Genomic DNA, 22903 nt, shown 5'->3' with positions numbered 1-22903 from the left:
TGCGTAATTATTTAGTTAAATTATATATAAACAAATATTATGCCAAATTATTCAAAATGAGCAAGAACCTTACAACAAGAGCAGAAGATTATTCAAAATGGTACAATGAGTTGGTTGTTAAGGCCGATTTAGCTGAGAATTCAGGAGTTAGAGGCTGTATGGTGATCAAGCCGTATGGATATGCTATATGGGAAAAAATGCAAGCTGAACTCGATAGAATGTTTAAAGAAACGGGGCATCAAAATGCTTATTTTCCTCTGTTTGTTCCTAAAAGCATGTTTGAAGCCGAGGAAAAAAATGCAGAAGGATTTGCGAAGGAGTGTGCTATTGTGACGCATTATAGATTGAAAAACGATCCTGACAAACCAGGAAAACTAATGGTGGATCCTAATGCAAAATTAGAAGAGGAGTTAATTGTTCGTCCTACTAGTGAAGCTATTATATGGTCTACCTATAAAGGATGGGTACAATCGTATAGAGATTTACCTTTATTGATTAATCAATGGGCTAATGTGGTGCGTTGGGAGATGAGAACAAGATTGTTTTTAAGAACCGCTGAGTTTTTATGGCAAGAGGGGCATACCGCACACGCTACAAAAGCCGAAGCTGTGGAAGAATCGGAAAAAATGATGCATGTGTATGCTGAATTTGCTGAGAATTTTATGGCGATTCCAGTTATAAAAGGTTTGAAAACTGAAACAGAGCGTTTTGCCGGTGCCGAGGAGACTTATTGCATTGAGGCCTTGATGCAGGATGGAAAAGCCTTGCAAGCAGGAACTTCACACTTTTTGGGACAAAACTTTGCTAAAGCTTTTGATGTGAAATTTGCTAATGCCGAGGGTAAACAGGAACATGTTTGGGGGACTTCATGGGGAGTTTCAACCCGATTGATGGGAGCGCTGGTGATGACGCACTCTGATGATCAAGGATTGGTATTGCCGCCTAATTTGGCGCCAATACAAGTTGTTATTGTTCCTATATATAAGAGTGATGAACAATTGGAAGCTATTTCAAACGAAGTGGATGTTTTGGTGAAAGCTTTTATGGAATTAAATATATCTGTAAAATTCGACAATAGAACTACTCAGAAACCAGGATTCAAATTTGCCGAGTGGGAACTAAAAGGAGTGCCTGTTCGAATTGCAGTGGGACCAAAAGATCTAGAAAACGGAACTTTTGAAGTGGCAAGAAGAGATACTTTGACTAAAGAAGTAGTTTCGAAGGACGGAATTGCGACTTACATCAGTCGTTTGTTGGAGCAAATACAAAAAGATTTGTTCGAAAAAGCATTAAATTATAGAAATACCCATATTACCGAAGTAAATAGTTTTGATGAGTTTAAAGCTATTTTGGATGGTGAAGGAGGCTTTGTTTCAGCACATTGGGATGGTACTGCGGCTACCGAAGAGAAGATCAAAGAATTGACTAAAGCGACGATAAGATGTATACCTTTAGATAGGGTTGAACAAGCGGGAAGCTGTGTGTTTACAGGGAATGCTTCAGTTGGTAGAGTGCTTTTTGCTAAGGCATATTAAAAAAAAATAATTTTTTTTGCCTCTACTATTGTACTTCTCAAAAATAGTTGTATTTTTGCATCCGCATTAGAGAAGTATGGCCCGTTCGTCTATCGGTTAGGACGCATGGTTTTCATCCATGTAAGAGCGGTTCGATTCCGCTACGGGCTACTAATTTTCTTTTTGCTGTCAAAGTTATCCCGAACTTAGAGGGAAAAATGGCCCGTTCGTCTATCGGTTAGGACGCATGGTTTTCATCCATGTAAGAGCGGTTCGATTCCGCTACGGGCTACTAATTTAGTTGTGAATTTGTTTTATAAAATAAAATTTTGTGTCTCAATTTTTTATTTTATTAGTTAAAACTGAAGTGATTTAATTTTAAATTGTGGGAGGTTTTTCTTTTTTTACTAATTAGTAAATCAATAAATTTAAAAAAAAAACAAGAAAATGGCAAATCATAAGTCAGCTCTAAAGAGAATTAGAAGTAACGAAAAGAGAAGAGTATTAAATAGATACCAACACAAAACAACTCGTAATGCTATTAAGGCATTAAGAATTGCAACTGATAAAACTGATGCAACTTCTAAATTGTCAAGTGTAATCTCTATGATTGATAAGTTAGCTAAGAAAAACATCATTCATGATAACAAAGCTTCAAACTTGAAGTCTAAGTTAACTAAGCATGTTGCTAAATTGTAAGTAATATAATTTATATAAAAAAAGCTCCTTTTTAAGGGGCTTTTTTTATGGATTTAACTTTTTTTATTAAGTTGTGGGATGCCTAGAAAAAGATCATGTTTTGATTATATTTTAGATTTTAAATAATCGAGCATTTCGATGGTAATGGGTTTGGATAGAAACTCAATAACATTAGAATATGATTTTGATTTTTTGATATCCTCAGGATCTATAGTTGAAGTTAAAATGATAACTTTAGTATTATTTAAATTAAAAAAATTAGAGGCGTTAAATAAGTCAAGAAACTCCCAGCCGCTCATTAGAGGCATGTTTAAATCTAAAAAGATTAATTGTGGTTTTTTTAGGTTTGTAGTGTTGTTGATTGTATTGAATAGGATAATTGCTTCTTCTCCATTTGTAGCATTTATTATTTCGTTTGCGAATAGGGCTTTGTTGACTACTTTTTTGAAAAGCATCAATGAAATGGGGTCGTCATCTACACACATAATGAGCTCTAACATTTTTAATGGGATTTAAATGTCAGTGTGAATTCGGTTCCTTTTTCGACTTCGCTTTGAATACTTATCGTGCCACCCATAGTTTCTATTTGTGATTTAACCAAAAACAGGCCCAGTCCTTTGCTGTTTGGATAATTATGAAACCTTTGATAAAGGCCGAATACTTTATTGTTGTGTCTTTCCAATGCAATCCCTATGCCATTGTCTTTAAAATGGATTGTAATTGTGTTATTTTTCTCTAAGATAGTAATATCTATTGTTAAGTCTCTGTTTTTTGATCTGTATTTTAAAGAATTATTGAGTAAATTGATAAAAATACTTTCGAAATAAGCTTTATTGGTATTTATTTTGGTGACATTTCCGTAATCGATATTCAATTTAGGCTTTATTTTTTCCAGTTGAATATGGAGTTGATTCAGAATATTCTTAAAGATAGTTTGTATTTGTAATTCTTCGTTTTGTATCGATGGACTGTCTTTTATAGTGATTACTCTGGCAAGATCATTAATGGTTTCGTTTAATAAATGGGTAGATAATTTAAAGCCAGTTAGAATTTCTTTTAGTTCTTCATCTTCAATTGTAAAATCATCAATAAGGTTTAATAAGCCCGTTAAGTTTGATAAAGGAGCTCTTAAATTATGGGAAGTGATGTAAGAGAATTGTTTTAAATCTTTGTTGTTTTGGGTTAGTTCCCTGATAAGTATTTCTTTTTCTTTTTCTAATTTTTTCTCTTCTGTAATATCTCTTTGTATGGAAATCCAATGTGAAATATTTTGGTCAAGATTATAAACGGGGATGAATGAAAGTCTGACCCAGTATTCAGACTGGTCTTTTTTGTAAAGGATGATTTCCAGGAAGCATTCTTTTTTGTTTTTTATGCAGTCAGTTAGTTTTTCGATTTCTTGTAAATCTGAATTTTCACCCATAAAGAAATTTGGTGATTTGCCTATAATTTCAGAATGTTCGTAACCTGACATTTTGGAAAAGGCAGGATTAGCAAAAACTATTGTTGGGATTTGATTATCACTTGAAACAGCTTGGGTGATTATAATGGAGTCTTTAGCTTCTGTAAAGACGGTTTCTAGTAATTTTAAACGATTTTCTTCTTCTTTTTGTTTAGTTATGTCTTGAATAGCACCAATCATTCGTATGGCTTTGCCGTTTTCATCTTTTAGAATAAAACCTCTGTCCAATACATATTTATAGCTGTTATCTGCGCATTTAAAACGGTACTGATCTTGCCATTTTTCTGTTTTTTGTTCTAAAAAGGAATAGAGTTTGATAGACATTTTTATACTGTCTTCAGGGTGGATGTTATCAAACCACCATTTAGAATTTTTTCCCACTTGATCTTGACTGTAGCCGAATATTCCTTTGATTCCTTTGTTCCAAGTGATGTGGTCTTCTGGGATTTTCCAGTCCCAAATAGTGTCGCTGGTAGCTTTGGCAACGATATCGTATTTTTCGTTAGACTCTTTTAATTTGTCATTAGTTTGCCTGAGATTTTTGTTGATTTCAGTATTTCTTTTATCGTTTTTGGATAAAATGTATCTAAAGAGTATTCCTGTGACAGTGATGAAAAAAATGTCTTTGATGAAGCTGAAATTATAGCAATCCAAATAGGTTGAATATTGTTTGGCTAATTTAAAGCTTATGATAGCTAAAAATAATGCGAAAAGGGTGTATATTAAGGTTATTTGGTTGGCTTTGTTTTTCATTAATCAAATATAATTAATAAATGTTAAAATTTAAAACATCAATTTAAATAAATTCCGACAGCATAATTTTAAGTTTACAATAAGTGCTTATGTGTTAACAAAATAGCAAACTATTGTGTAAAGGTTTTTTATATCAAAATAAAGTGTACCTTTGCACCCATTAAAAATCACAGATGGAAGCTATTAGAAACATTGCAATTATTGCCCACGTCGATCACGGTAAAACAACTTTGGTTGATAAAATTATGTATCACTGTCAATTATTTCGTGACAACGAAAATACAGGTGACTTAATTCTTGATAACAACGACTTAGAGCGTGAAAGAGGTATTACTATTACTTCTAAAAATGTTTCTGTAGTATACAAAGGAACAAAAATCAATATCATCGATACTCCTGGTCACGCCGATTTTGGTGGTGAGGTAGAGCGTGTATTGAACATGGCTGATGGTGTTTGCCTTTTGGTTGATGCTTTTGAAGGGCCAATGCCACAAACTCGTTTTGTGTTACAAAAAGCAATTGATTTAGGATTAAAACCATGTGTTGTAATCAATAAAGTAGATAAAGAAAACTGTACTCCTGAAGAAGTTCATGAAAAAGTTTTTGACTTAATGTTTGAATTAGGTGCTCAAGAATGGCAGTTGGATTTCCCAACCGTTTATGGTTCAGCTAAAAACAACTGGATGTCTGACCATTGGGAAAACGTAACTGATAATGTTGAAGCATTGTTGGATATGGTTATTGAAAATGTACCAGCTCCTAAAGTTTCTGAAGGAACTCCACAAATGTTGATCACTTCATTAGACTTTTCTGCATTTACGGGTCGTATCGCTATTGGTCGTCTTGAAAGAGGAGTTCTTAACGAAGGTATGCCAATCTCATTAGTAAAAAGAGATGGTACTGTCACTAAATCACGTATTAAGGAATTACACACTTTTGAAGGACTTGGTCGTAAAAAAGTGCAACAAGTAATTGCTGGAGATATTTGCGCAATTATTGGTGTTGAAGGGTTTGAAATTGGAGATACTATCGCTGATTTTGAAAATCCGGAAGCATTAAAAACAATTGATATTGACGAACCTACAATGAGTATGTTGTTTACAATTAACGATTCTCCTTTCTTTGGAAAAGAGGGTAAATTTGTAACTTCTCGTCACATTAGAGAGCGTTTGACAAAAGAATTAGAAAAAAACTTAGCAATGAAATTGGGTGAAACTGATTCAGCTGATAAGTTCATGGTTTTTGGTCGTGGAGTACTTCACTTATCTGTTCTTATTGAAACAATGAGAAGAGAAGGTTATGAGTTACAAATCGGTCAACCACAAGTTATCATCAAAGAAATTGATGGTAAAAAATGTGAGCCAATTGAGGAATTGACAATTGATTTACCAGAAACTCTTTCAGGTAGAGCGGTTGAGTTCGTTACTATGCGTAAAGGTGAAATGTTGAGTATGGAAACTAAAGGGGAACGTATGATTGTAAAATTTAATATTCCATCACGTGGAATTATTGGATTACGTAATCAATTGCTAACTGCTACTGCTGGTGAGGCTATTATGGCACACCGTTTTATAGGATATGAGCCTTATAAAGGAGAAATTGCTGGACGTAACAAAGGTTCATTGATTTCTATGGAAAAAGGAAAAGCTATTCCTTATTCTATCGATAAATTGCAAGATCGTGGTAAGTTTTTTGTTGAACCAAATGCTGAAATCTACGAAGGTCAAGTAATTGGAGAAAACTCTCGTGGTGATGATATGTGTGTAAACGTAACAAAAGAGAAAAAACAATCTAACGTTCGTTCTTCTGGTAATGATGAAAAAGCTAGAATTATCCCTCCAATCATTTTCTCATTAGAGGAAGCTTTAGAATACATTCAAAAAGATGAATATGTTGAGGTAACTCCAAAATCTATTCGTTTGAGAAAAATATATTTGACAGAAACAGACAGAAAAAGATTTAAAATCTAAAAGATTTAAATTTAATATTTAAAAACCCAAATTCCTCTACTTAGGAATTTGGGTTTTTTTTGATTAGAGTGCAGCATTCATTTTGATGCTGATTTTAGAATCAGTAGCTATTGTGAATTTTGCGTCATCGTATTTAGGAGGTCCCATAAATCCTTTTGCATTATTGGAACAGGCAACAGCTTCTTTAGGCATTCCTATGAAATTTTTGTCGAGTTTACCGTTGTTATTTTCGTCGTGATACACCATAACAGTATATTCTCCTCTGGGAATTGCTATAAAATTTAGTGTGGCTGTGTTTGATTTTATATCTGACGAGGCTGTTTTGAAAGCTATTTTTAGAAATTTTCCTTTTGAATTGTAGAGTTCAGCTGTTAGTTTTCCAGCATTGTTCTCTAACCCAATAACGGTGATAGAAAGGGTTGAATTTTGTGCGATTATAAAACTAGAAAAAAATAGTAGGATTGAGATGAAAAATTTTGACATTGTTGTTGAATTAAGTTGGTAGTATTGTTTTTTAATATGAACACCTATAAATATATGAAATTTCTAGGTTAGCAGAAAATTTTCTTGTTTAACTTGAGCGTGAGGGAAAGAAGTAAGCTTCCAAAGTTGAACCTTCCGATAACAATCATAAAGATAGGTGTTATAAATAGAAAGAGCCAACTTATCGTTATAGATAAGTCGTCTCTGTTTATTTATAATGACGCGCCCTAGCAGGGTTTTATGTTGTTTTTATTTCAGGAGAGTGGTGAATTTCATTATTAAATGATTATTGAAAGTAGTGCCATAAATATATTTTGAATAGACTCATTTAGACTATGTTTTTTAACAAAAAGGGTAATGGAATATCCAATTGCTTTGATCAAGCTTCCACCGAATGATTTTCACCCGGGAAGAAGTTTTGCTGGAAATACCTTTGGCTATCATTACGACATCTATTTTTTTCCTGTAACGGTTTGTATAGGTCATCAAGTGTTCGATCTCCATAGTCAAAATAGATTTTATGATCTTTTGCATTGGGAATGTTTTTTTTAATAATTGACAAAGCTTTCAGGGAAGGGATTATTGATAGAAGAAAAGTTTCTGGCCAATGAGTAGACCGGCAAGCTTCACCTCCAAAAAATTTCGGATCTTCGCAAATTTTGTATATAGAAATCAATCCCCCAATACTTGAACCGCCAACGAAAGTGTTTTTTATGGGGTTTTGGGAAGAATTTTTTATCGATAAATGGCTTTAATTCGGTAACCAAAAATTTAAGATATAAATCGGAATTAAGGTTTAAATATTTCGGTTGTTCTGTCAGCTTTTTGTAATTGTGCAGTGACCGATCTTTTTTTTGTGTTAGACTTTTGTAGGGTTTTTGTCTAAAGTATTCTGGATGACATTTGGCACCATTGTTCCAAATACTCACTACAACAAATTTTTCGTTTTACCTTCAGCAATTAGTTTACCAGCTAATTGATCCACTTCCCATGCTTGTTTGTTCCAAGTGCTTTCGGCATCATACAAGGCTTGATCATTATATATATACAGATCGACATATTTTATTTTTGTTGGAAGATCTATAGGGTAAGCAGATGTCGATGTTTTGATCATCAATAAGTTTAGATTGGAAATTTGCAAAATGTTGTGCTTTTCCAGATGTGACTTTGACTTCCTGAGCTTTTGTGCTAAAGATTAAAAAAGAATAAGATGGTAAAATGGAATTTGTTCATGTTTTTATTGATTTCGTATTTAATTTAAACGTTATACTGTGCTTTATTTAACTTTGATTTTTTGTGAAGATTGTTTGATTTTTTGTAAAGATTGTGGCTGATTTACCTTTTTAATGAAAAATGTCCTTTGGCTTCGCGACCATCTTCCAGTTTTATAGTGTACCAATAATCATCGGCTGGCATTGGGTTTCCAATGAAAGTTCCATCCCAGCCGTCACTTGAGGCAAGAACTTGTTTTATTAGTTTTCCATAACGATCATATATGATTATTTTTGCTTTTGTGTTTAATGTTTCATTGGCTCCTTTGATGTTCCAATAATCATTGTGACCATCATTGTTTGGAGTGAAAAACTTTGGAATTCCTAAAACTGCGATGGTTTTTTGAAGGGTACCACATCCATTTTTGTCATGAACATAAAGTTCATGTATTCCAGGGGGCACATTTTCCAAAATATTGGATTCTTGGAAGGGACCATTAGGTAAATCTATGCTGTATCCGTAATTTCCTTGACCAGAAATGTTTGCAGTGACGGTATTGGAGTCTGATAAATCTGAGATCGCAACCGAGTTAAGATGTGCAATATTTGAAGCAGTTACTGTGATGCTTCGGGTTCTTTCACAGCCTTTTGCTTTAGCAACGGTTACTGTATAAATACCTTCTTCGTTGACATCTAAAGTATAGTTGTTTTCGTTTGGAATAATGCTTCCGTCTTTTGACCAAACAAAAGTATAATTGCTTGCTGGAATATTGCCTATAATTCCTGCGTTTAGTGTGACAAAAAAGCTTGGTAAATTGGAGCAAACCAATTCATCATCATTTTTACTGTCATTAATGTCAATATTTGGTTTTGGGTTTACTTGAAGCTTTATGTAAGCTCCGAGCCCAAAGCAGGCATTATCAAAATTACTCTCCACTCTTACCCAAATATTTTGTTGGTTGGGAATGGTGTTTCTATAATTGGCAGGGTTTAGAATTGCATTGATTTCTGCCAAAGCATCGGCTTCTGTGGTATAGTATTTTATGATGTAATTTGTAGTAGGAGCTGGGAGTAAAGCTTGAATGTCAGTAGTGACACTGCTAAAATCGAAAGCAGTAATACCGTCTTTGTCGTCATTTATTAGGTCTGTAAAATCATCGCAAATTTCAAAATCTCTTTTGAAATTTGGATTGATTTGGGTTGTGGAAACGATTAAATTCAGTTGAGCTACACTAAAACAGCCATTTGTATTTTCTACCCTAGACCAAACATTGGTATTGCCAGTTGTAAAAGCAATAGGATTTGGAATAAGTGTTGCAGTATCTTTACTGTTTGCTCCCGCCAATGTAGTGTAGTAAGTAAACTTATCGTTAGCTGAATTTGCCGAAATAAAACTATTTTTCTCGGTTACATTAAAGTTTGTAATTCCATCAGTGTCATCATCACATTGTACAATTGTGATAGGAGAATTTAAAATTGGCAAATTTAAAATTGTCAATGTAGCAGTTTCAGATGTTAATCCACAGGCATTATTGTTTTTGTCTAATAGAACACGATATTGATATCTATTCATTGTTGAGTTTACTTTGGTAATGGCTAATGATGCTGTTTTGGCTCCAGAGTAAACAGTATTATTGACAAGCGTATTCCAGGAGATACCACTATCTGTAGATAATTGCCATTGAAAAGTATCGGCATTGGATTCAATAGTAATAGTACCATGTTGTAATTCACAAATGGATTGATTTGTGGGTTGTCTGGTCACAAGTATTGGATTGGCGAGAATATAATTTCCGTTTGGAGAGGTATAGCCGTCGGTTGTACTTGTTACTATTCCATTTGTGTTTACTATAATAGGATTTACTCCGAGCAGCCCGTCAAAATTAATGTCAATAAATCCTGCTTCAATGACATCGTTACATAAATCATTGTCACTGTCTATTTCGGTATAATTTTTTATTCCATCTGCATCTGTGTCCGAAACGGTGTAGTTTAGTATTCCGCTGTCTGCTGTTGTTTCTAAAGAATCTGCTAGGCCATTCGTTCCAAAAACTGTGGTATCAAGGATACCGTTTATATTACTGTCCGATGCATTGCTTCCGGACTCAATCAAATCGTATATACCATCGTTATCACTGTCTAAATCAAGATAATTTGGAATACCATCATTGTCGGTGTCTATTGGGTTTGTTATAGATTCAAAAACTTCATCCAGTCCATCCAGATTACTATCAACATTAGATAATTCTTTGGGAATTAATTGAATTTCAATTATGTCGGGTATACCGTCATTATCGGAGTCTTGATCCAATTGATCTGGAATTCCATCTCCATCAGTGTCTTTTGGAACGCAAGTCGCAATAAGTTTGAAAGTCGCTTTGTTTCCATCGCTATCCAAAAGATTTTTGTGGGTAATATGAAATGATTTGGTTTGATAGGATTGGAATTTAAAAGTACCGCTTCCGGCTGGGAGCGGAGTATTTCCGTTTAGTCTAAAACGTATTTCGAATGATGAAAATTGAGTAACGCCGCTTTCGTAAACGCCATCATAGTTGGTGTCTATTAATAATTGATCGGTGGGATTCAAAACGGTAACGGTTTTGTCAATGTCAGCATTGATGATGTATTCGGAGTCGGTATTTAATAAATCAGTTACATTTGCAGTTGAAACATATTCTAAACTGAGATTTATGGGTTTGGCAAAATTCAAATTATAGGAAACCGAAAATCCTTTTCCTGCCATAACTTGGGTTACAAAGCTACCATCGCTATTTCCTGCAAAAGGAATAGGGGCAGCTGGTGTAGTATTAGTAATTAAACCTGAAAAGGAATTTGAATAGGTTTCTATAGTTACAACTCCCGAATTTGGATTGGAAATATTCAGATCCAAATTCCCAAAAGATTCTGTACAATTTAATATTCCATCATTGTCATAATCAATATCAATATTATCATTTACTAAATCACTGTCACTGTTGATGGGACATTCGCTTACTGGAATTTTATCAGATAAGACATCACTGACACATCCTGAAATACTACCTTTTACCTGATAAAAGCCAGGCTGTATTGGGGTGTAATTATTGCTTGTGGCCGAAGAAATTGCAATATCGTTTTTGTACCATTGAAAAGCATCGTATGACGATAAGGAATTGATTTTTAAAGATACATTCGGGATACAAGAGGAATTAGTTAAAGACAATTTTCCAGTTACAATTTCGGGTTTCAAATCAAAACCAGAATAATAACCACCATAAGTTGCCGCTCCGTTTGTTCCAAAATAAGAAACATACACTTGTTTACTAGATTTCACTGTTATATTTCCAGATAAATTGGAGACAGTGTAGCGCACAAATTTTGAGTTTCCCGCAATTGCTGTTGGCGGAGTGATAATGGGGTTGTTGTTTAATAATACAGTAGCTCCTGTTTCGGTTACAATGTTTAAGAATCCATTAAAAGTAGTATTTCCTATGGATTGTATTTCGGGGATATTATCAACGGTATTTGGAGTTGAACAATTTATGGGAGGTACAAAGAATAAGTTTTGATTGGCGGCGGAATCAGATCCTCCAATACTTTGATAAGCAAATATATTTTCGGTTGCAACCACATACATGGTTCCGTTTATGAATTGACTTCCATCAAGAGCGATGTATTCTCCTTTGTTGAGTGTTTTGAATGGTGTTGTATTGCCATTGAGGAAAATCTGGGTTTGATCAGAATGTGCCACTACTAAAACACGTTCCAAATCATCGGTCCCAATTCCTTTAACAAAAACATATTCTTTTCCTGTTTTTTCTAAAGAGACAATTTGGTCAAAACCAATGTCTCTTCCCATAGGAACCAAACCACCACCATTTGGATTCATTCCCATCTCTGTACTGTTACTTCCTCCAAAGGAACCGGAATTGACTACAACTGGTTTGTCCGAGGTTACCAATGCCCCGATTATTTTTGAACTGTTAGAAACCGAACTGCCATCATTATAGTTTTGTAAAGCGAGAACATAGCTTTCGTTTTTATTCAAAGTAATCGTAATTGGTCCGGAAACATTTGCTCCATTCAAAAGCTTGGTTCCATTTTGAATGTTTGATATTACGATTTTTGTTCCGTTTTCCGTGGCTAGGATCGAGGCAAAGTTCAACAGCGTTATGTCAAAAAGTGGATTCAGCATCGCTCCTAGTCTAAATGTGGTTCCAAGTGCACTATTTCCTTTGGACACCAAGCCGCCCGCATGATTATACCCACCAGTATTATTGAGCCCAGCATTGACTCTGGCACTTACATAGATTAAATCTTCGGCTTCTATTATGTATCCTTTGTTAACAACAATTCCCGTTTTTGTTACTGGTGTGAATAATTGAGTATTATCTCCCGTTCCGATAGATAAACGATAAGGATTGTTGTTCTTTACACTTCCACTAATAACACTTCCACCATTGGCAATTATTTTGAAATTTACATTGGTAAGGCTTGGAGTAGAGATGTATAAATATTGATCTTCAGCAAATCCTGCAATTGAAATTAATGGTGGGATATAATGGGTTTTACTAAATTGTGCAAAACAATTTACTGTAAAAAGGATAAAAATGACAAAGCGAAAAGATCTTTTCATAGTGATGGTTAATGGCTATTGTCTGAATTAGATAGCGCAATCAAAAATAAGTTTAATTTGATAATTTAAATTGTTTTATTCTGTAAAAATCAATTTTATTTTTCGGGAAACGAATGACATCGTGCTATATAGAAATAAAGCAATCTCACTTGCGATATTCATTCCTACAAAGTTTTCACCCAAGATTGTCATGCCGAAGTAAGGACAACTCCGCAAGTAGCTCGACGATCTAACTGAAAATCGAAAATCACATTTCATGTTTTTACCTTAATATTTTACGCAATTAATATTCATAACCCAAGCTCCCAAAAAAATAAAATCTAAATAAGTTGAAAACTAACAATTTTGGTACACTTACTGAAAATAGTAAACACTTATACAGAATAGATATAAAATGTATTTAATCGGTATTATATGCATTTAAACAACAAAAATGTTTTAATTTGCATTGTACATAAAAGAGTATAAACCTTTAAATAAATCAAAATGATATTAATGATCATATATTTTTCGTTGATTTACATGTATTCATTTGGGATTGCTAACAAAAAAGCAAATGAAGACTATGGCTGGAATATAGAACTGCTTATCACGGCATTGATTATGCCTTTAATTATCCCAGTTGCAGTATTGATGGGTATTCATTCTTTCCTTGATGAAAAATTAAAATTTTAGTCATGAGATAATGTCAAACATTATGGAATTGCACTAACTCTAGGTTGTGTTTTTTTGTGTTTGCAAAATGAGTGTTAATTTTACTCCCGATATCAATCATGAGAATTCACCATAAAGTTTTAGATTCAATATTGTGGTATGATAATAGTGGGGAAATTTGAACCAACCATTACCTTTTCAAAGAAAAATGTCCTTTTATTATTGTTCCGTCTTCAATTGTTATGGCAAACCAATAATCGTCTGCGGGTAATTGATTTCCATTAAAAGTACCATTCCATCCACTGCTAGAATCATTTAGTTGTTTTAATAATTTTCCATAGCGATCAAAGAGAGTTATAGAAGATTTAGGCAAAACGTCCAGATTTTTTACTTTCCAAGTATCATTATACCCATCATTATTGGGAGTAAAGAAACGCGGATAATCTAGTACATATACTTTATAAGGTATTGAGATCCCACAACCATTTTTGTCCTTGGCAGTTGCCCAGAAGACACCTGCATTGACATTGTTGAATATCGGGCTATCTTGATAAAAATTGCCATCTAATGAAAATTCATAATTGCCTGTACCAGTATAGAATAATTTCACCGTATTATCAGTTGCAGTAAAACCATTAGCTGCTGCACTGGTAATTGTTGCAATTCCAGAAGGTTTAACAATGTATTTTTTTGTTTTTTTGCAACCGCTCGTATTACTAACGGTCACGATATATTCTCCAGGAGTTGAAACATTTGTTGTATTGGTTGTATCTCCGTTACTCCATAAATAATCTGAAAAACCGCTATCTACGGTTAAAATTTTATTAGTTCCATCACATAAAAAAAATGTTTCTTCTTGAAAATTTGGCGGATCAAAAGTGTTTATGACTAGAGTTTCTGGAGTGATATTATAGCAATCAGGGCCGTTTACAATTCTAGCATAGATTGTTTGTTGATTTGGAATCGTATTGGAGAAGAGATTAGGTATTTGGTTTTTTTGGGCAATGGCATCGGTTTCAGTCAGGTAATATTCAACAGTAAAACCAGCTGTCAGTCCATTTATTACCTGTGGGGTTACTTCTAAATTTAAATCAAATTGAGTTATTCCATCATCCACGCCATCTGTATCGCAACTCTCAATTGGATTTTGAATTGCAATTGAATTGTTCGAAATCTTCAAATTCAATTGGGCATAATTAACACAGTCAAATTCATTGGTTACTCTGGCGTAAAGAGTTTGATTGATTGTTGTATTTTTAAAAGTGGTTGTATCTAAAATAGGATTAATTTCTCCTTGAGCATTTGCGAATGAGGTATAATAGACAACTTTTGATAATTTTGGATTGTTGTTTTTAATGAGGTTATCCACTTTGGTTAAATCATAAACAGAAAAGCCATCATTATCATCATCACATTGGGATAAGGTTGTATCGTTTAAAACAATTTGAGGAGCATATTCTATTTTTATTTCATCTTCTGCAGTACAAGTGGTTGGGAATAGAGTGACTTTTACTTTATAAGTGCCAGGAGTAGTTATATTTAAAGTTGGCATTGTTTCACCAATCATTGCAATTGTAGAACCATCTTTATACCATTCGTAAGTATAGTTCGCCGGAAGTTTGGTATCGATAGTATAGATTTCGCCGAAACAAAGAGGATTACTGGTTGCAGAAGTGCGATCTGGACCCAAATCTAATTTTGCGGAGAAACTTCCTGCTTCTAGAAATATAGCCGAATCATAATATACTGCTTTATCATCGGCAATTACTAATTTGATATGATATGTTTTTCCGATAATTACATCAGCTTGAGCACGTAAAGGTACCGTTTGACCACTATAATTAACAGGACTTGTATCAGTATTGAATCCATTAAAATAAGAATCATTTATGGCCGGGCAACCTGGGTGTAAATTGTTTTGAGGATCAATAACGTCTTTTATAGTGGGGTGTACATTTTTGGAAGATACCGGAATTGTAGTACCCGGTAATACCGCAATGTTTGTGTAACCGTCAGTACTCCCTTGTTCTTTAATCAAAAAAGCAAAACCATCTGAATAATTGCAAGGAAAAAAAGATTGATATTCATTCGAAGCAAAAATATAATTGAAGCTTATGAAATTGGTTAATGGCACAAAATCAAATTCCAGTACTGTTGCATTGATACTATTGATGCCTAATGTCTGATCTAAATCGATATCACCAACCCAAGAATCACTTCCATTACCCAAATCACTTATATAGGGACCTCTGGCCTTTTTACTGCTAGATGTAGCTATTAGTACGCCTTCTTTAATGGGAAAATTACTGATTCCAGAATTGAAATATCCATAACTGTTTTGCCCGGTAGTAAACGTATCGCCTGTAGCGCTAAAGTTGGAAACATTGGCACAAGAACTATTTACCAAAACATTTTCAATCAGTTGTTGAGCTGTTTGGGTGTCATCTACTGTAATGTACTGAGCAGAAGCGACAGTACATAGGAAGTAGAGTACTAAAAATAAAATATTTTTGATACCATTCATAGCATACAAATATACTACAAATCCCTGTTTTTTAATATTCTATAGGATAGGAATAAAAAGATAATTGTCCAACATAAAACAATCACAATTGACGAAAAGTGTACACTGTAATCCTTGAGGTTTTCTACCCCCATTTGGTTACCAATTGATTTAATAAGTGATAATCTTGAAAAGGGTTCCAGTATTAAGTTAGACATTGATTCCAAAGGAAAAAATTGGGTGATGTAACCTGCAGTTTTCCCTTCCGGAAAAATACGAAAGTTCAAAATGCCTTTTGCTATGGCTTCGATAATATTCCAAACCAATAGAAATCCCAACGCAAATGCTGATCGTTTTACCAATATTCCCAAGAATAAGCAGAAAGAGAAAAATCCAACCAGTTTTACAAAAAAGGCTAAAATATAGCCCAAATCAGAAAAAACAATGCTTAGTTCCGTATAAGATGAAAAACTATAACCAAGAATTAAGGTCATTATAAAAACAAAAACGGTAGAGCATAATGAAAACAATACTATAGTTACGAATTTAGAAAGTATAAATTCTTTCTTGCTCAATCCGTCAATTAGGTTTTGTTTTAAAGTGCCGTAACTGTATTCATTTGCCATCATCGAAACGATAACAATAGCTAAAAAGAGTTTCAAAATGGCCGCGATGTATGTATTGAAGTGCCAGATATAAGGAAAATTAAAAATTCCCATTTCGGCGACCTGAAAATGAATGTTACCAATGTTAAACTTGATTGAGGCTATCAAAGCAATAAAAGAGAGTAATATAAAATAGGTTAAAGTCAGTACGCGACTGGCTTTGTTTAACCATATTTTTTGTAATTCTATAGAGAGTAATCGTTTCATTTTCTAGATTGTTTAGACTATTAGATTTTTAGTGTTTTGATTGCCATTGAAATTGCTATTGATTCTTGGTTAATTCTAAAAATTGCTCCTCCAAGCTGTTTTTGCGTTTTACCAAATGACTCAAACAAATGTTATTCGAAAACAGAAACTGATTCAGTTCTTTTGACTCTAAATTTGCCTTTAAATACACCAAAACTTTTCCTTCTGTTGCATTAATTTTTTCAATTGCGGGATGGGTATGCAATACTCGGACTAAATTTTCTATATCATCCGCTTGCAATTCGAAGAAACCTTCATTGGAAGAAATACCGTCTACAGAACCAGAATACAGAACCTGTCCTTTTCTTAAAACCAAAACATGGGAACATACTTTTTCGACTTCATCCAATAAATGGGATGCTAGTAAAATGGTAGTTCCTTTTGAAGCAATTTGTTTGATTATATCTCGTATTTGATGAATCCCCTGTGGATCTAAACCATTGGTGGGTTCATCTAGAATCAAAATCTCAGGATCATTCAATAGGGCAGAAGCAATGGCTAAACGTTGTTTCATTCCAAGAGAAAACGTGCTAAATTTACTGTGTTTTCTATCGGTTAGACCAACAAGCTCTAACTTCTCAGAGATTTTTGAATAATCGATGTTTTTTATTTTGCAAACTAGTTTTAGGTTTTCCTCAGCGCTCATGTAGGGATAAAAGTTGGGTCTTTCTATGATGGCACCTACTTTTTTTAAGGCTTCATGTGTTTGAAGATTTCCTTCAAACCAGCTATAATCGCCAGAAGTTTTATTCACTACATTGAGGACAATACCCAGAGTAGTTGATTTTCCGCTACCGTTTGGTCCCAGAATCCCGTAAACATTGCCTTTCTTTATTTCTAATGAAACATTTTTTAAAGCTTGAAGACTGCCATAACGTTTGTTGAGGTTATGTATTGAAAGAATTGTTTCCAAATTATTTAGTGTTTTTGTATAGGACGAGTTTGTGTTGTTTTTGTTACTCAAGGAGAAAATAATTTTCGGTATTCTCTAATTTACAGAAAGGAAAGAAACTGTTTAATTACTTGAAATCAAATGTTTTTATTGATTTAAAAAGGGCAACACCTTGAATAAATAACTGTATTAATGTAAATTTGTAACAAATCTACCTGAAATGAGTGAGGCACCTTTAATGTTTTTTAAAAAACCATGTTATCCCATCAATAATTCATTAATGAATTATCTGGAACGATTTGATCTTGTATCAAAAGAACCTATTATTTATGATGATCTTTTGCGATTTTCGGGCGCTATTAGTGTTTTTGATAAAAATGATCAGGACACTTTATGGATACGAGTGTATTATAATGAATTTGAAAGAACAGAAATTGATTTGAATCTTAAAAAAGTGTATTCATTATTGTATTCTGATGGGAATACCGAAATTCTTAAATATTTGAATATTGATGCAATTGATTATTGCACTTTTGGAAACTCAAAGCCATTTCGAATAAAAGTTAGAAATATTTTGAATGACAACTATACTTATTTTTATATAAAAAAAGCAGATGCATCCAGAGTGTATGGTTTGGAATTGGAACATCTTCTTTCTCCCTACAAAATAAATTTTTTAGTATTTAACGATACTTTGATAGAAGAGCATATCACGGGGATTCCTGGAGATGTTTTTATGCAAACCTTATTAAATAAATGTACAGAAACCGAAAAAGCGCAAATAGCCAAAGAATTTGTGAAGTTCAATGAGCGTTGTATGATCCGTTTATTGGGAGATATGAGATCGTATAATTATGTAGTTATTCCTATTCATGATTTTGATCAAGTTGTCTATAAAATTAGACCAATTGATTTTGATCAACAATGTTATGAAGGAAATTTTAAAGTGTATCGTCCTCAGTTTTTCAAGGAAAATTATCCTATGGTTAAAATAGTAAAAGACAAGCTTCAAGATCGATCAATTGAACAATATAAAAATGAAGAGCGATCAGCTTTGGCCAAAAGAATAAATTCAGCCGAAAACAGAATTAAGATTCTGATGAAAATTATGGGTAACGATAATATTTCAACAGATGGTAATTTGGGCCAACTGAAATTAGAATTGTATCGTTACACGAATGATATAAATTTTAAAAACGCAAAATCTATGGGGAACGTATTGAGTTCTGCGTTTGAATTTGTCACCAGAAATTTCAATAGTGTCAACGTATTCAAGCCGGGGTTTTAGTGCGGGTATTCCAGAAAATTACATAGAGGAAAGTCTCTTTCTTGTGTAATGATTCAATAAAGTTTCATTTATTTTTTTTAACTCAGGAGTTAGAAATGTTTTTCTGTCCTGTAAATCATTGGTTAATTCAACCTGACAAACAGTACACTTATATTCTTTAAAATGACCAGTTACATTTCTGACAGTCACTATTTTATGACCAAAAATTGAACAAGCAGTTTTTTTGTCTACGAATTTAGACATGAAATTTAAGAAGCTCATAATGTGGGGGTTATAAATTTTGTCAAACGTATGATAAAATGATGTTATATTCAAAAAAAACCGACGAAATACATGTATTTTTTTTAAAAGAAGTTTAAATCTTACAGTTATGTTGTTTTTTAATTGGCTCCAAGATATTTTGTTAAAAAAAAATCCTCAACTGCTTAAGCGGTTGAGGATTATAAAGTATTTTTGAATAATGTGCTTTTTACTATTCCGGAATAATATTAAGATTTCTCTTCTTTATTGAAATAAACCAAGTAATAATACATTTGCTTTTCTTCGTCCCAGCCTTTTTCCACAAATTTTTCTGCACTTTCAGGATTAATAAAATCCATTTTGATTTGAATATGTGTATCAAGATTGATTACGTTTTTTATTGATTTTCTAGCGTCGCTTACCGCCGCATTGGCAATAGGGAATGAAGTCACATCTTCGATGCTGTATTTTTCGCCTTTGTCAACTTTGTAGTTTTTAAATTCTGGAATCAAATCCGGGTTATCCAGTACTTCATTCAAGAAATTGCTTTCTTCAAATTGATCATTTTTTGCAAAATAATTCACAGAACGGTTCATAAACATTACCTCTTCTTTTTTGTCTTCGGCAGGAAAAACAACATCTTTTGCAAATCCTTGACAGAATTTCAAATATTTTTTGGTGATGAAATTTTCATCCTCAAATGCATCTACCGATAAAAAATATTCTAACCAGTATCTGGCATCATAACGATTGCTGTCAACTGATAAGATTTTGTATCCTTCTTCTTTTTTGTAATTAAAAATCAAACAGCCTTTGTCCAATTTGTTTAGACTTACACCGTGTTGAAGTATCATTTCCAATTGCGTTCCTTTTTCCTCAAACTGTAAAAAGTCGGATTGGATCTCGCTTTTGAAAATTCCGATAGCATCGACTACATTATTATCAATACTTAAATTGGTTAAATAAGTTACATATACCTCACCATTTTTAATATGTGGATGGTTGGATTGCTCAAAAAGATGGTTGGTTATCTTTTTAGATACATCATGCAAACTATTTGGATTGCTGAAAATTTCAGTTGCATATTTAAACATGTCATTGTAGTCTAAATCCACTTCGTGAGCAAACTGAAAATAGTTTTCTTCTTTTTCCTTAAACGGTTTGAAGAAAAACTCTTTCATCAAAGGCACAATTTCATCATTTAATTTAAATGGTTCTTCCGATAAAAATAGAGGTTCGTTACGACTCATGTTGCCCACACGATGTATGGATAGCGTTTCAATGTGCGTGTTGTACAGGTTGATCATTTATTTATTTTTAAGTTTTAGAGCCAAGAGCCAAGAAAAAAGACAGGTTGAAGTCTTTACTCTTGGCTCTTGATTCTTATTGTCATTTTCTTTTAATTCCAATTCTCTTCAAAGCCATAGTCTTCAAAACTATCGTCTCCTTCGAACATGTCTAAATCGTCTTCGTCTAAATCGTCTTCAAATTCGCCATAGATGTCATCGTGCATATCGGCTTCAAAGTTTTTCTCAATAGCCTCGTCTGGCATTTCTCCATGAGAAAATATTGTTTCTGGATACGTATTACCTACAATCTGTTCTTCAACAGCGGCCAATTCGACTAAAAAAGTCCACATATTGATAAAGTCATAAACATAAATAATCTTGGTGTTTTGCTCGTCTAATATATCGGATAATTGATAGTCACTCATGATTTTTTGCTCACCTGGAACATCTCCTGTATCAAACATAGAAATCTCGTCTTCTTGATTCCAAGTTTCGTCACAAGTATAGAAAGAAGCTACTTCCATTCCGTCAAAGCCAAATGAATTAAAAATAGCATTGTGTAAATCTTCTAAAGTATCCTCTGCAAGTATTGCTATGTCTCTAAAAATGTCTTCCTCGGCATCTAGAATGACTCTGAATTTATAAACCATAATCGTTGTTTTTATTGAAAGAGCAAATGTAAAGTTTAATTTTAGATTTTAAATTTATGAATTGGGATTTGTTGAAAAGATTTTTGCTTATATAGTTACTTTCCTGTTTCAATAAATTGCAAAGCCCTGTCAAGCACTTCGTCTCTTCCTTCTTGAATGCCTTTGATAGTTTGTTTCACTTCAATATCTGGAACAATTCCGATTCTTTGTGTTTCTTTTTTGTTGGGATAAAAAACGCCATAACAGGTAAACCATGTTTGAAATCCTTTACTTTGAAAACATGCATTTGCACCATCAGCTCCTGCAGTTTGACTACCAATTATTGTTGCATTAGGAGCTACTTTTAAACACATTGCTGTATATTCAGAATGGCTAATGGATTTTTCATTTACTAAAAGAATTACTTTCCCTTTGTAATAATCCGGGTTAATTCTTCCACACGTTTCAATACCATTTCTCCAAATATACCTGCCTGGAAAGCTTAAATCGGGATCAATAAATTTAACAAATTCCTTAGGTTCTGGATTTAAGTATTCAGCTATTGAATAATTAGTGTCTTTTGGATGATTTCTGATATCAAAAATAATGGCTTTGGTTGATTGTAAGGTTTCTATCATGTCAGGAACATTTATAACTTGTAAAATTTCCATATCAACATAACCTATATTATTGTCTAAAACTTTAAACTTTTCTTTTTTGATTTTGGCACCTTTTTTATATTCATTTCTGTGAGAATCGTGTTCATTATACCAATTTATAGTTTTTGTTATATACTTTCCGTCTTGAAAAAATTCTAACTTAACATTATCTGAATATCCAGATAATGCTGATTCCGTTAGTCTGTCTAGATAAACAGCTTCATTTGATGCAGCAATTAAATCTCTATTTTCTGCAATAATTTCTTTTATCGTTTTGTTATTTACCTTAGTAATGACAGTACCTATTTTTATATTTTGAGCTTCTGCCAGACTATCTGCCCGAATTTCTGTAACAACTATTTTTTCATCAATGATTTTACATTTGGCTGGAAAATAATTTAGGATTTTGTTTGAATCTGGGCCTGAATATCTATAAAACACAACATGAGAGTCGTTAAGTTTAACGGTTAGTCTTTGCATTGCGTCGTAAAAAGCGTCTTCATTTTTGTCTTCCATAAAAAGAGGAATCATTTTTTCTAAAGTGATATCCCATTTTTGATCCATTTGATATTTATATGGGAAAAAGTATTCTACGTAATTCCAATATCTAAAAAACGTTAAAATGCGTAAATTTTTATCGGGCCATTTAAAATTTGGATATTTAACTTCATTATTAAATTGTAAAATGTTACCAGTATCAAGATCATATTGCACATAATAATGTTTTCCTTGATATCTATTATCTTCAACAAACTTAAGTTTTTTGGACAGGTTTTTGGAAAATACACTAGAATCGTCAATCCATTTTAAATTTAAGTTTTTTGTAAAATACTCCACTTTTGAGTCTGGTTTTGTGGCCTCATATTTTTTTACTTCTCCTTGAGAAGCAATCCAGTTTTCTAAAACTAATGAAAATTCCTCTTTGGTTTGGGCTTTTTCAACTAGAGGCAAAATTATAAAAAGCTGTTCGTCCCAATTTTTACTTCCACCTGCGACATTGGGATGATAATATTTTAAAAATCCCCAAACCTTACAGGTCGTGGCAAGTTTTTGATTTTCGGTAAAATTATTACTGCCGAATGCAGTTTGTGCAACCACCAATAATAGTAGGAGAATTTTGTTTTTCATTTA

The 22903-nt window shown here is 33.2% G+C and carries 17 protein-coding genes and 2 tRNA genes; 7 read left to right on the top strand and 12 right to left on the bottom strand.

Translation table 11 applies throughout. The annotated features are described in order from the left end of the window. Positions 1–56 precede the first annotated feature (56 nt). From proS to rpsT, 4 genes are all read left to right on the top strand, one after another. Positions 57–1535: a proline--tRNA ligase gene (gene proS / locus KZH69_RS10075; protein WP_219317311.1), complete on the top strand. Its 1479-nt coding sequence runs from the start codon at positions 57–59 to the stop codon at positions 1533–1535. 78 nt (positions 1536–1613) lie between these two features. Next, positions 1614–1685: transfer RNA gene (locus KZH69_RS10070), tRNA-Glu, on the top strand. Between the two features lie 49 nt (positions 1686–1734). Further along, positions 1735–1806: transfer RNA gene (locus tag KZH69_RS10065), tRNA-Glu, on the top strand. A 155-nt stretch (positions 1807–1961) separates the two neighbouring features. Then, the gene (gene rpsT / locus KZH69_RS10060) at positions 1962–2213 is read left to right on the top strand and encodes a 30S ribosomal protein S20 (protein ID WP_035673520.1); all 252 of its coding nucleotides are present in this window, start codon (positions 1962–1964) and stop codon (positions 2211–2213) included. A 104-nt stretch (positions 2214–2317) separates the two neighbouring features. On the opposite strand, the gene KZH69_RS10055 is transcribed toward rpsT, so the two are convergent. Together KZH69_RS10055 and KZH69_RS10050 are read right to left on the bottom strand one after the other, a co-directional pair. Then, a complete protein-coding gene (locus KZH69_RS10055) occupies positions 2318–2713 on the bottom strand; it encodes a response regulator (protein WP_219317310.1) in 396 nt (131 codons plus the stop codon). 2 nt (positions 2714–2715) lie between these two features. Further along, complete coding sequence (locus KZH69_RS10050; protein WP_219317309.1) at positions 2716–4428, bottom strand: PAS domain-containing sensor histidine kinase; 1713 nt, start codon at positions 4426–4428, stop codon at positions 2716–2718. A gap of 173 nt (positions 4429–4601) precedes the next feature. Here KZH69_RS10050 and typA point away from each other — a divergent pair, with 173 nt between their 5' ends. Continuing rightward, positions 4602–6398, top strand: coding sequence for a translational GTPase TypA (gene typA, locus KZH69_RS10045; RefSeq protein ID WP_219317308.1), 1797 nt, complete (start codon positions 4602–4604; stop codon positions 6396–6398). Positions 6399–6461: 63 nt separating this feature from the next. Here typA and KZH69_RS10040 read toward each other — a convergent pair whose 3' ends face one another. The 3 genes from KZH69_RS10040 to KZH69_RS10030 all read right to left on the bottom strand — a co-directional run bounded on the left by KZH69_RS10040 (position 6462) and on the right by KZH69_RS10030 (position 12707). Next, a complete protein-coding gene (locus KZH69_RS10040) occupies positions 6462–6881 on the bottom strand; it encodes a DUF2141 domain-containing protein (protein ID WP_219317307.1) in 420 nt (139 codons plus the stop codon). Between the two features lie 928 nt (positions 6882–7809). Further along, entirely contained in the window at positions 7810–7995 is a 186-nt protein-coding gene (locus KZH69_RS10035) for a hypothetical protein (protein ID WP_219317306.1), read from the bottom strand. A gap of 221 nt (positions 7996–8216) precedes the next feature. Then, positions 8217–12707: an FIDD domain-containing protein gene (locus tag KZH69_RS10030; RefSeq protein ID WP_219317305.1), complete on the bottom strand. Its 4491-nt coding sequence runs from the start codon at positions 12705–12707 to the stop codon at positions 8217–8219. Between the two features lie 495 nt (positions 12708–13202). Here KZH69_RS10030 and KZH69_RS10025 point away from each other — a divergent pair, with 495 nt between their 5' ends. Further along, on the top strand, positions 13203–13382 hold the full coding sequence (locus KZH69_RS10025; protein WP_219317304.1) for a hypothetical protein: 180 nt from the start codon (positions 13203–13205) through the stop codon (positions 13380–13382). A 169-nt stretch (positions 13383–13551) separates the two neighbouring features. Here the strand turns inward: KZH69_RS10025 and KZH69_RS10020 are convergent, their stop codons facing one another. Genes KZH69_RS10020 through KZH69_RS10010 form a run of 3 tightly spaced genes read right to left on the bottom strand, consistent with a single transcriptional unit; the run spans position 13552 to position 17688 of the window. Continuing rightward, entirely contained in the window at positions 13552–15885 is a 2334-nt protein-coding gene (locus tag KZH69_RS10020; RefSeq protein WP_219317303.1) for a T9SS type B sorting domain-containing protein, read from the bottom strand. Between the two features lie 14 nt (positions 15886–15899). Next, the gene (locus KZH69_RS10015) at positions 15900–16736 is read right to left on the bottom strand and encodes an ABC transporter permease (protein WP_219317302.1); all 837 of its coding nucleotides are present in this window, start codon (positions 16734–16736) and stop codon (positions 15900–15902) included. Positions 16737–16791: 55 nt separating this feature from the next. Then, positions 16792–17688: an ABC transporter ATP-binding protein gene (locus KZH69_RS10010; protein WP_219317301.1), complete on the bottom strand. Its 897-nt coding sequence runs from the start codon at positions 17686–17688 to the stop codon at positions 16792–16794. 199 nt (positions 17689–17887) lie between these two features. Here KZH69_RS10010 and KZH69_RS10005 point away from each other — a divergent pair, with 199 nt between their 5' ends. Further along, positions 17888–18955, top strand: a complete 1068-nt coding sequence (locus tag KZH69_RS10005; protein WP_219317300.1) for a hypothetical protein — start codon at positions 17888–17890, stop codon at positions 18953–18955. An 18-nt stretch (positions 18956–18973) separates the two neighbouring features. Here KZH69_RS10005 and KZH69_RS10000 read toward each other — a convergent pair whose 3' ends face one another. The 4 genes from KZH69_RS10000 to KZH69_RS09985 all read right to left on the bottom strand — a co-directional run bounded on the left by KZH69_RS10000 (position 18974) and on the right by KZH69_RS09985 (position 22900). Beyond that, on the bottom strand, positions 18974–19216 hold the full coding sequence (locus tag KZH69_RS10000) for a DUF1660 family phage protein (protein ID WP_219317299.1): 243 nt from the start codon (positions 19214–19216) through the stop codon (positions 18974–18976). Between the two features lie 227 nt (positions 19217–19443). Further along, positions 19444–20502, bottom strand: a complete 1059-nt coding sequence (locus KZH69_RS09995; RefSeq protein ID WP_219317298.1) for a nucleoid-associated protein — start codon at positions 20500–20502, stop codon at positions 19444–19446. A gap of 92 nt (positions 20503–20594) precedes the next feature. Then, on the bottom strand, positions 20595–21134 hold the full coding sequence (locus KZH69_RS09990) for an IS1096 element passenger TnpR family protein (RefSeq protein ID WP_111408949.1): 540 nt from the start codon (positions 21132–21134) through the stop codon (positions 20595–20597). A 95-nt stretch (positions 21135–21229) separates the two neighbouring features. Beyond that, positions 21230–22900 carry a S41 family peptidase gene (locus KZH69_RS09985; RefSeq protein ID WP_219317297.1) on the bottom strand — a complete coding sequence of 557 codons (1671 nt, stop codon included), beginning with the start codon at positions 22898–22900 and terminating at the stop codon, positions 21230–21232. Positions 22901–22903 lie beyond the last annotated feature (3 nt).

The organism is Flavobacterium taihuense, from assembly GCF_019351435.1.
GTDB classification, from domain to species: domain Bacteria; phylum Bacteroidota; class Bacteroidia; order Flavobacteriales; family Flavobacteriaceae; genus Flavobacterium; species Flavobacterium taihuense.
The sequence above is the reverse complement of the archived record's forward strand: the minus strand, read 5'-3'. Positions and strand labels throughout refer to the sequence as shown.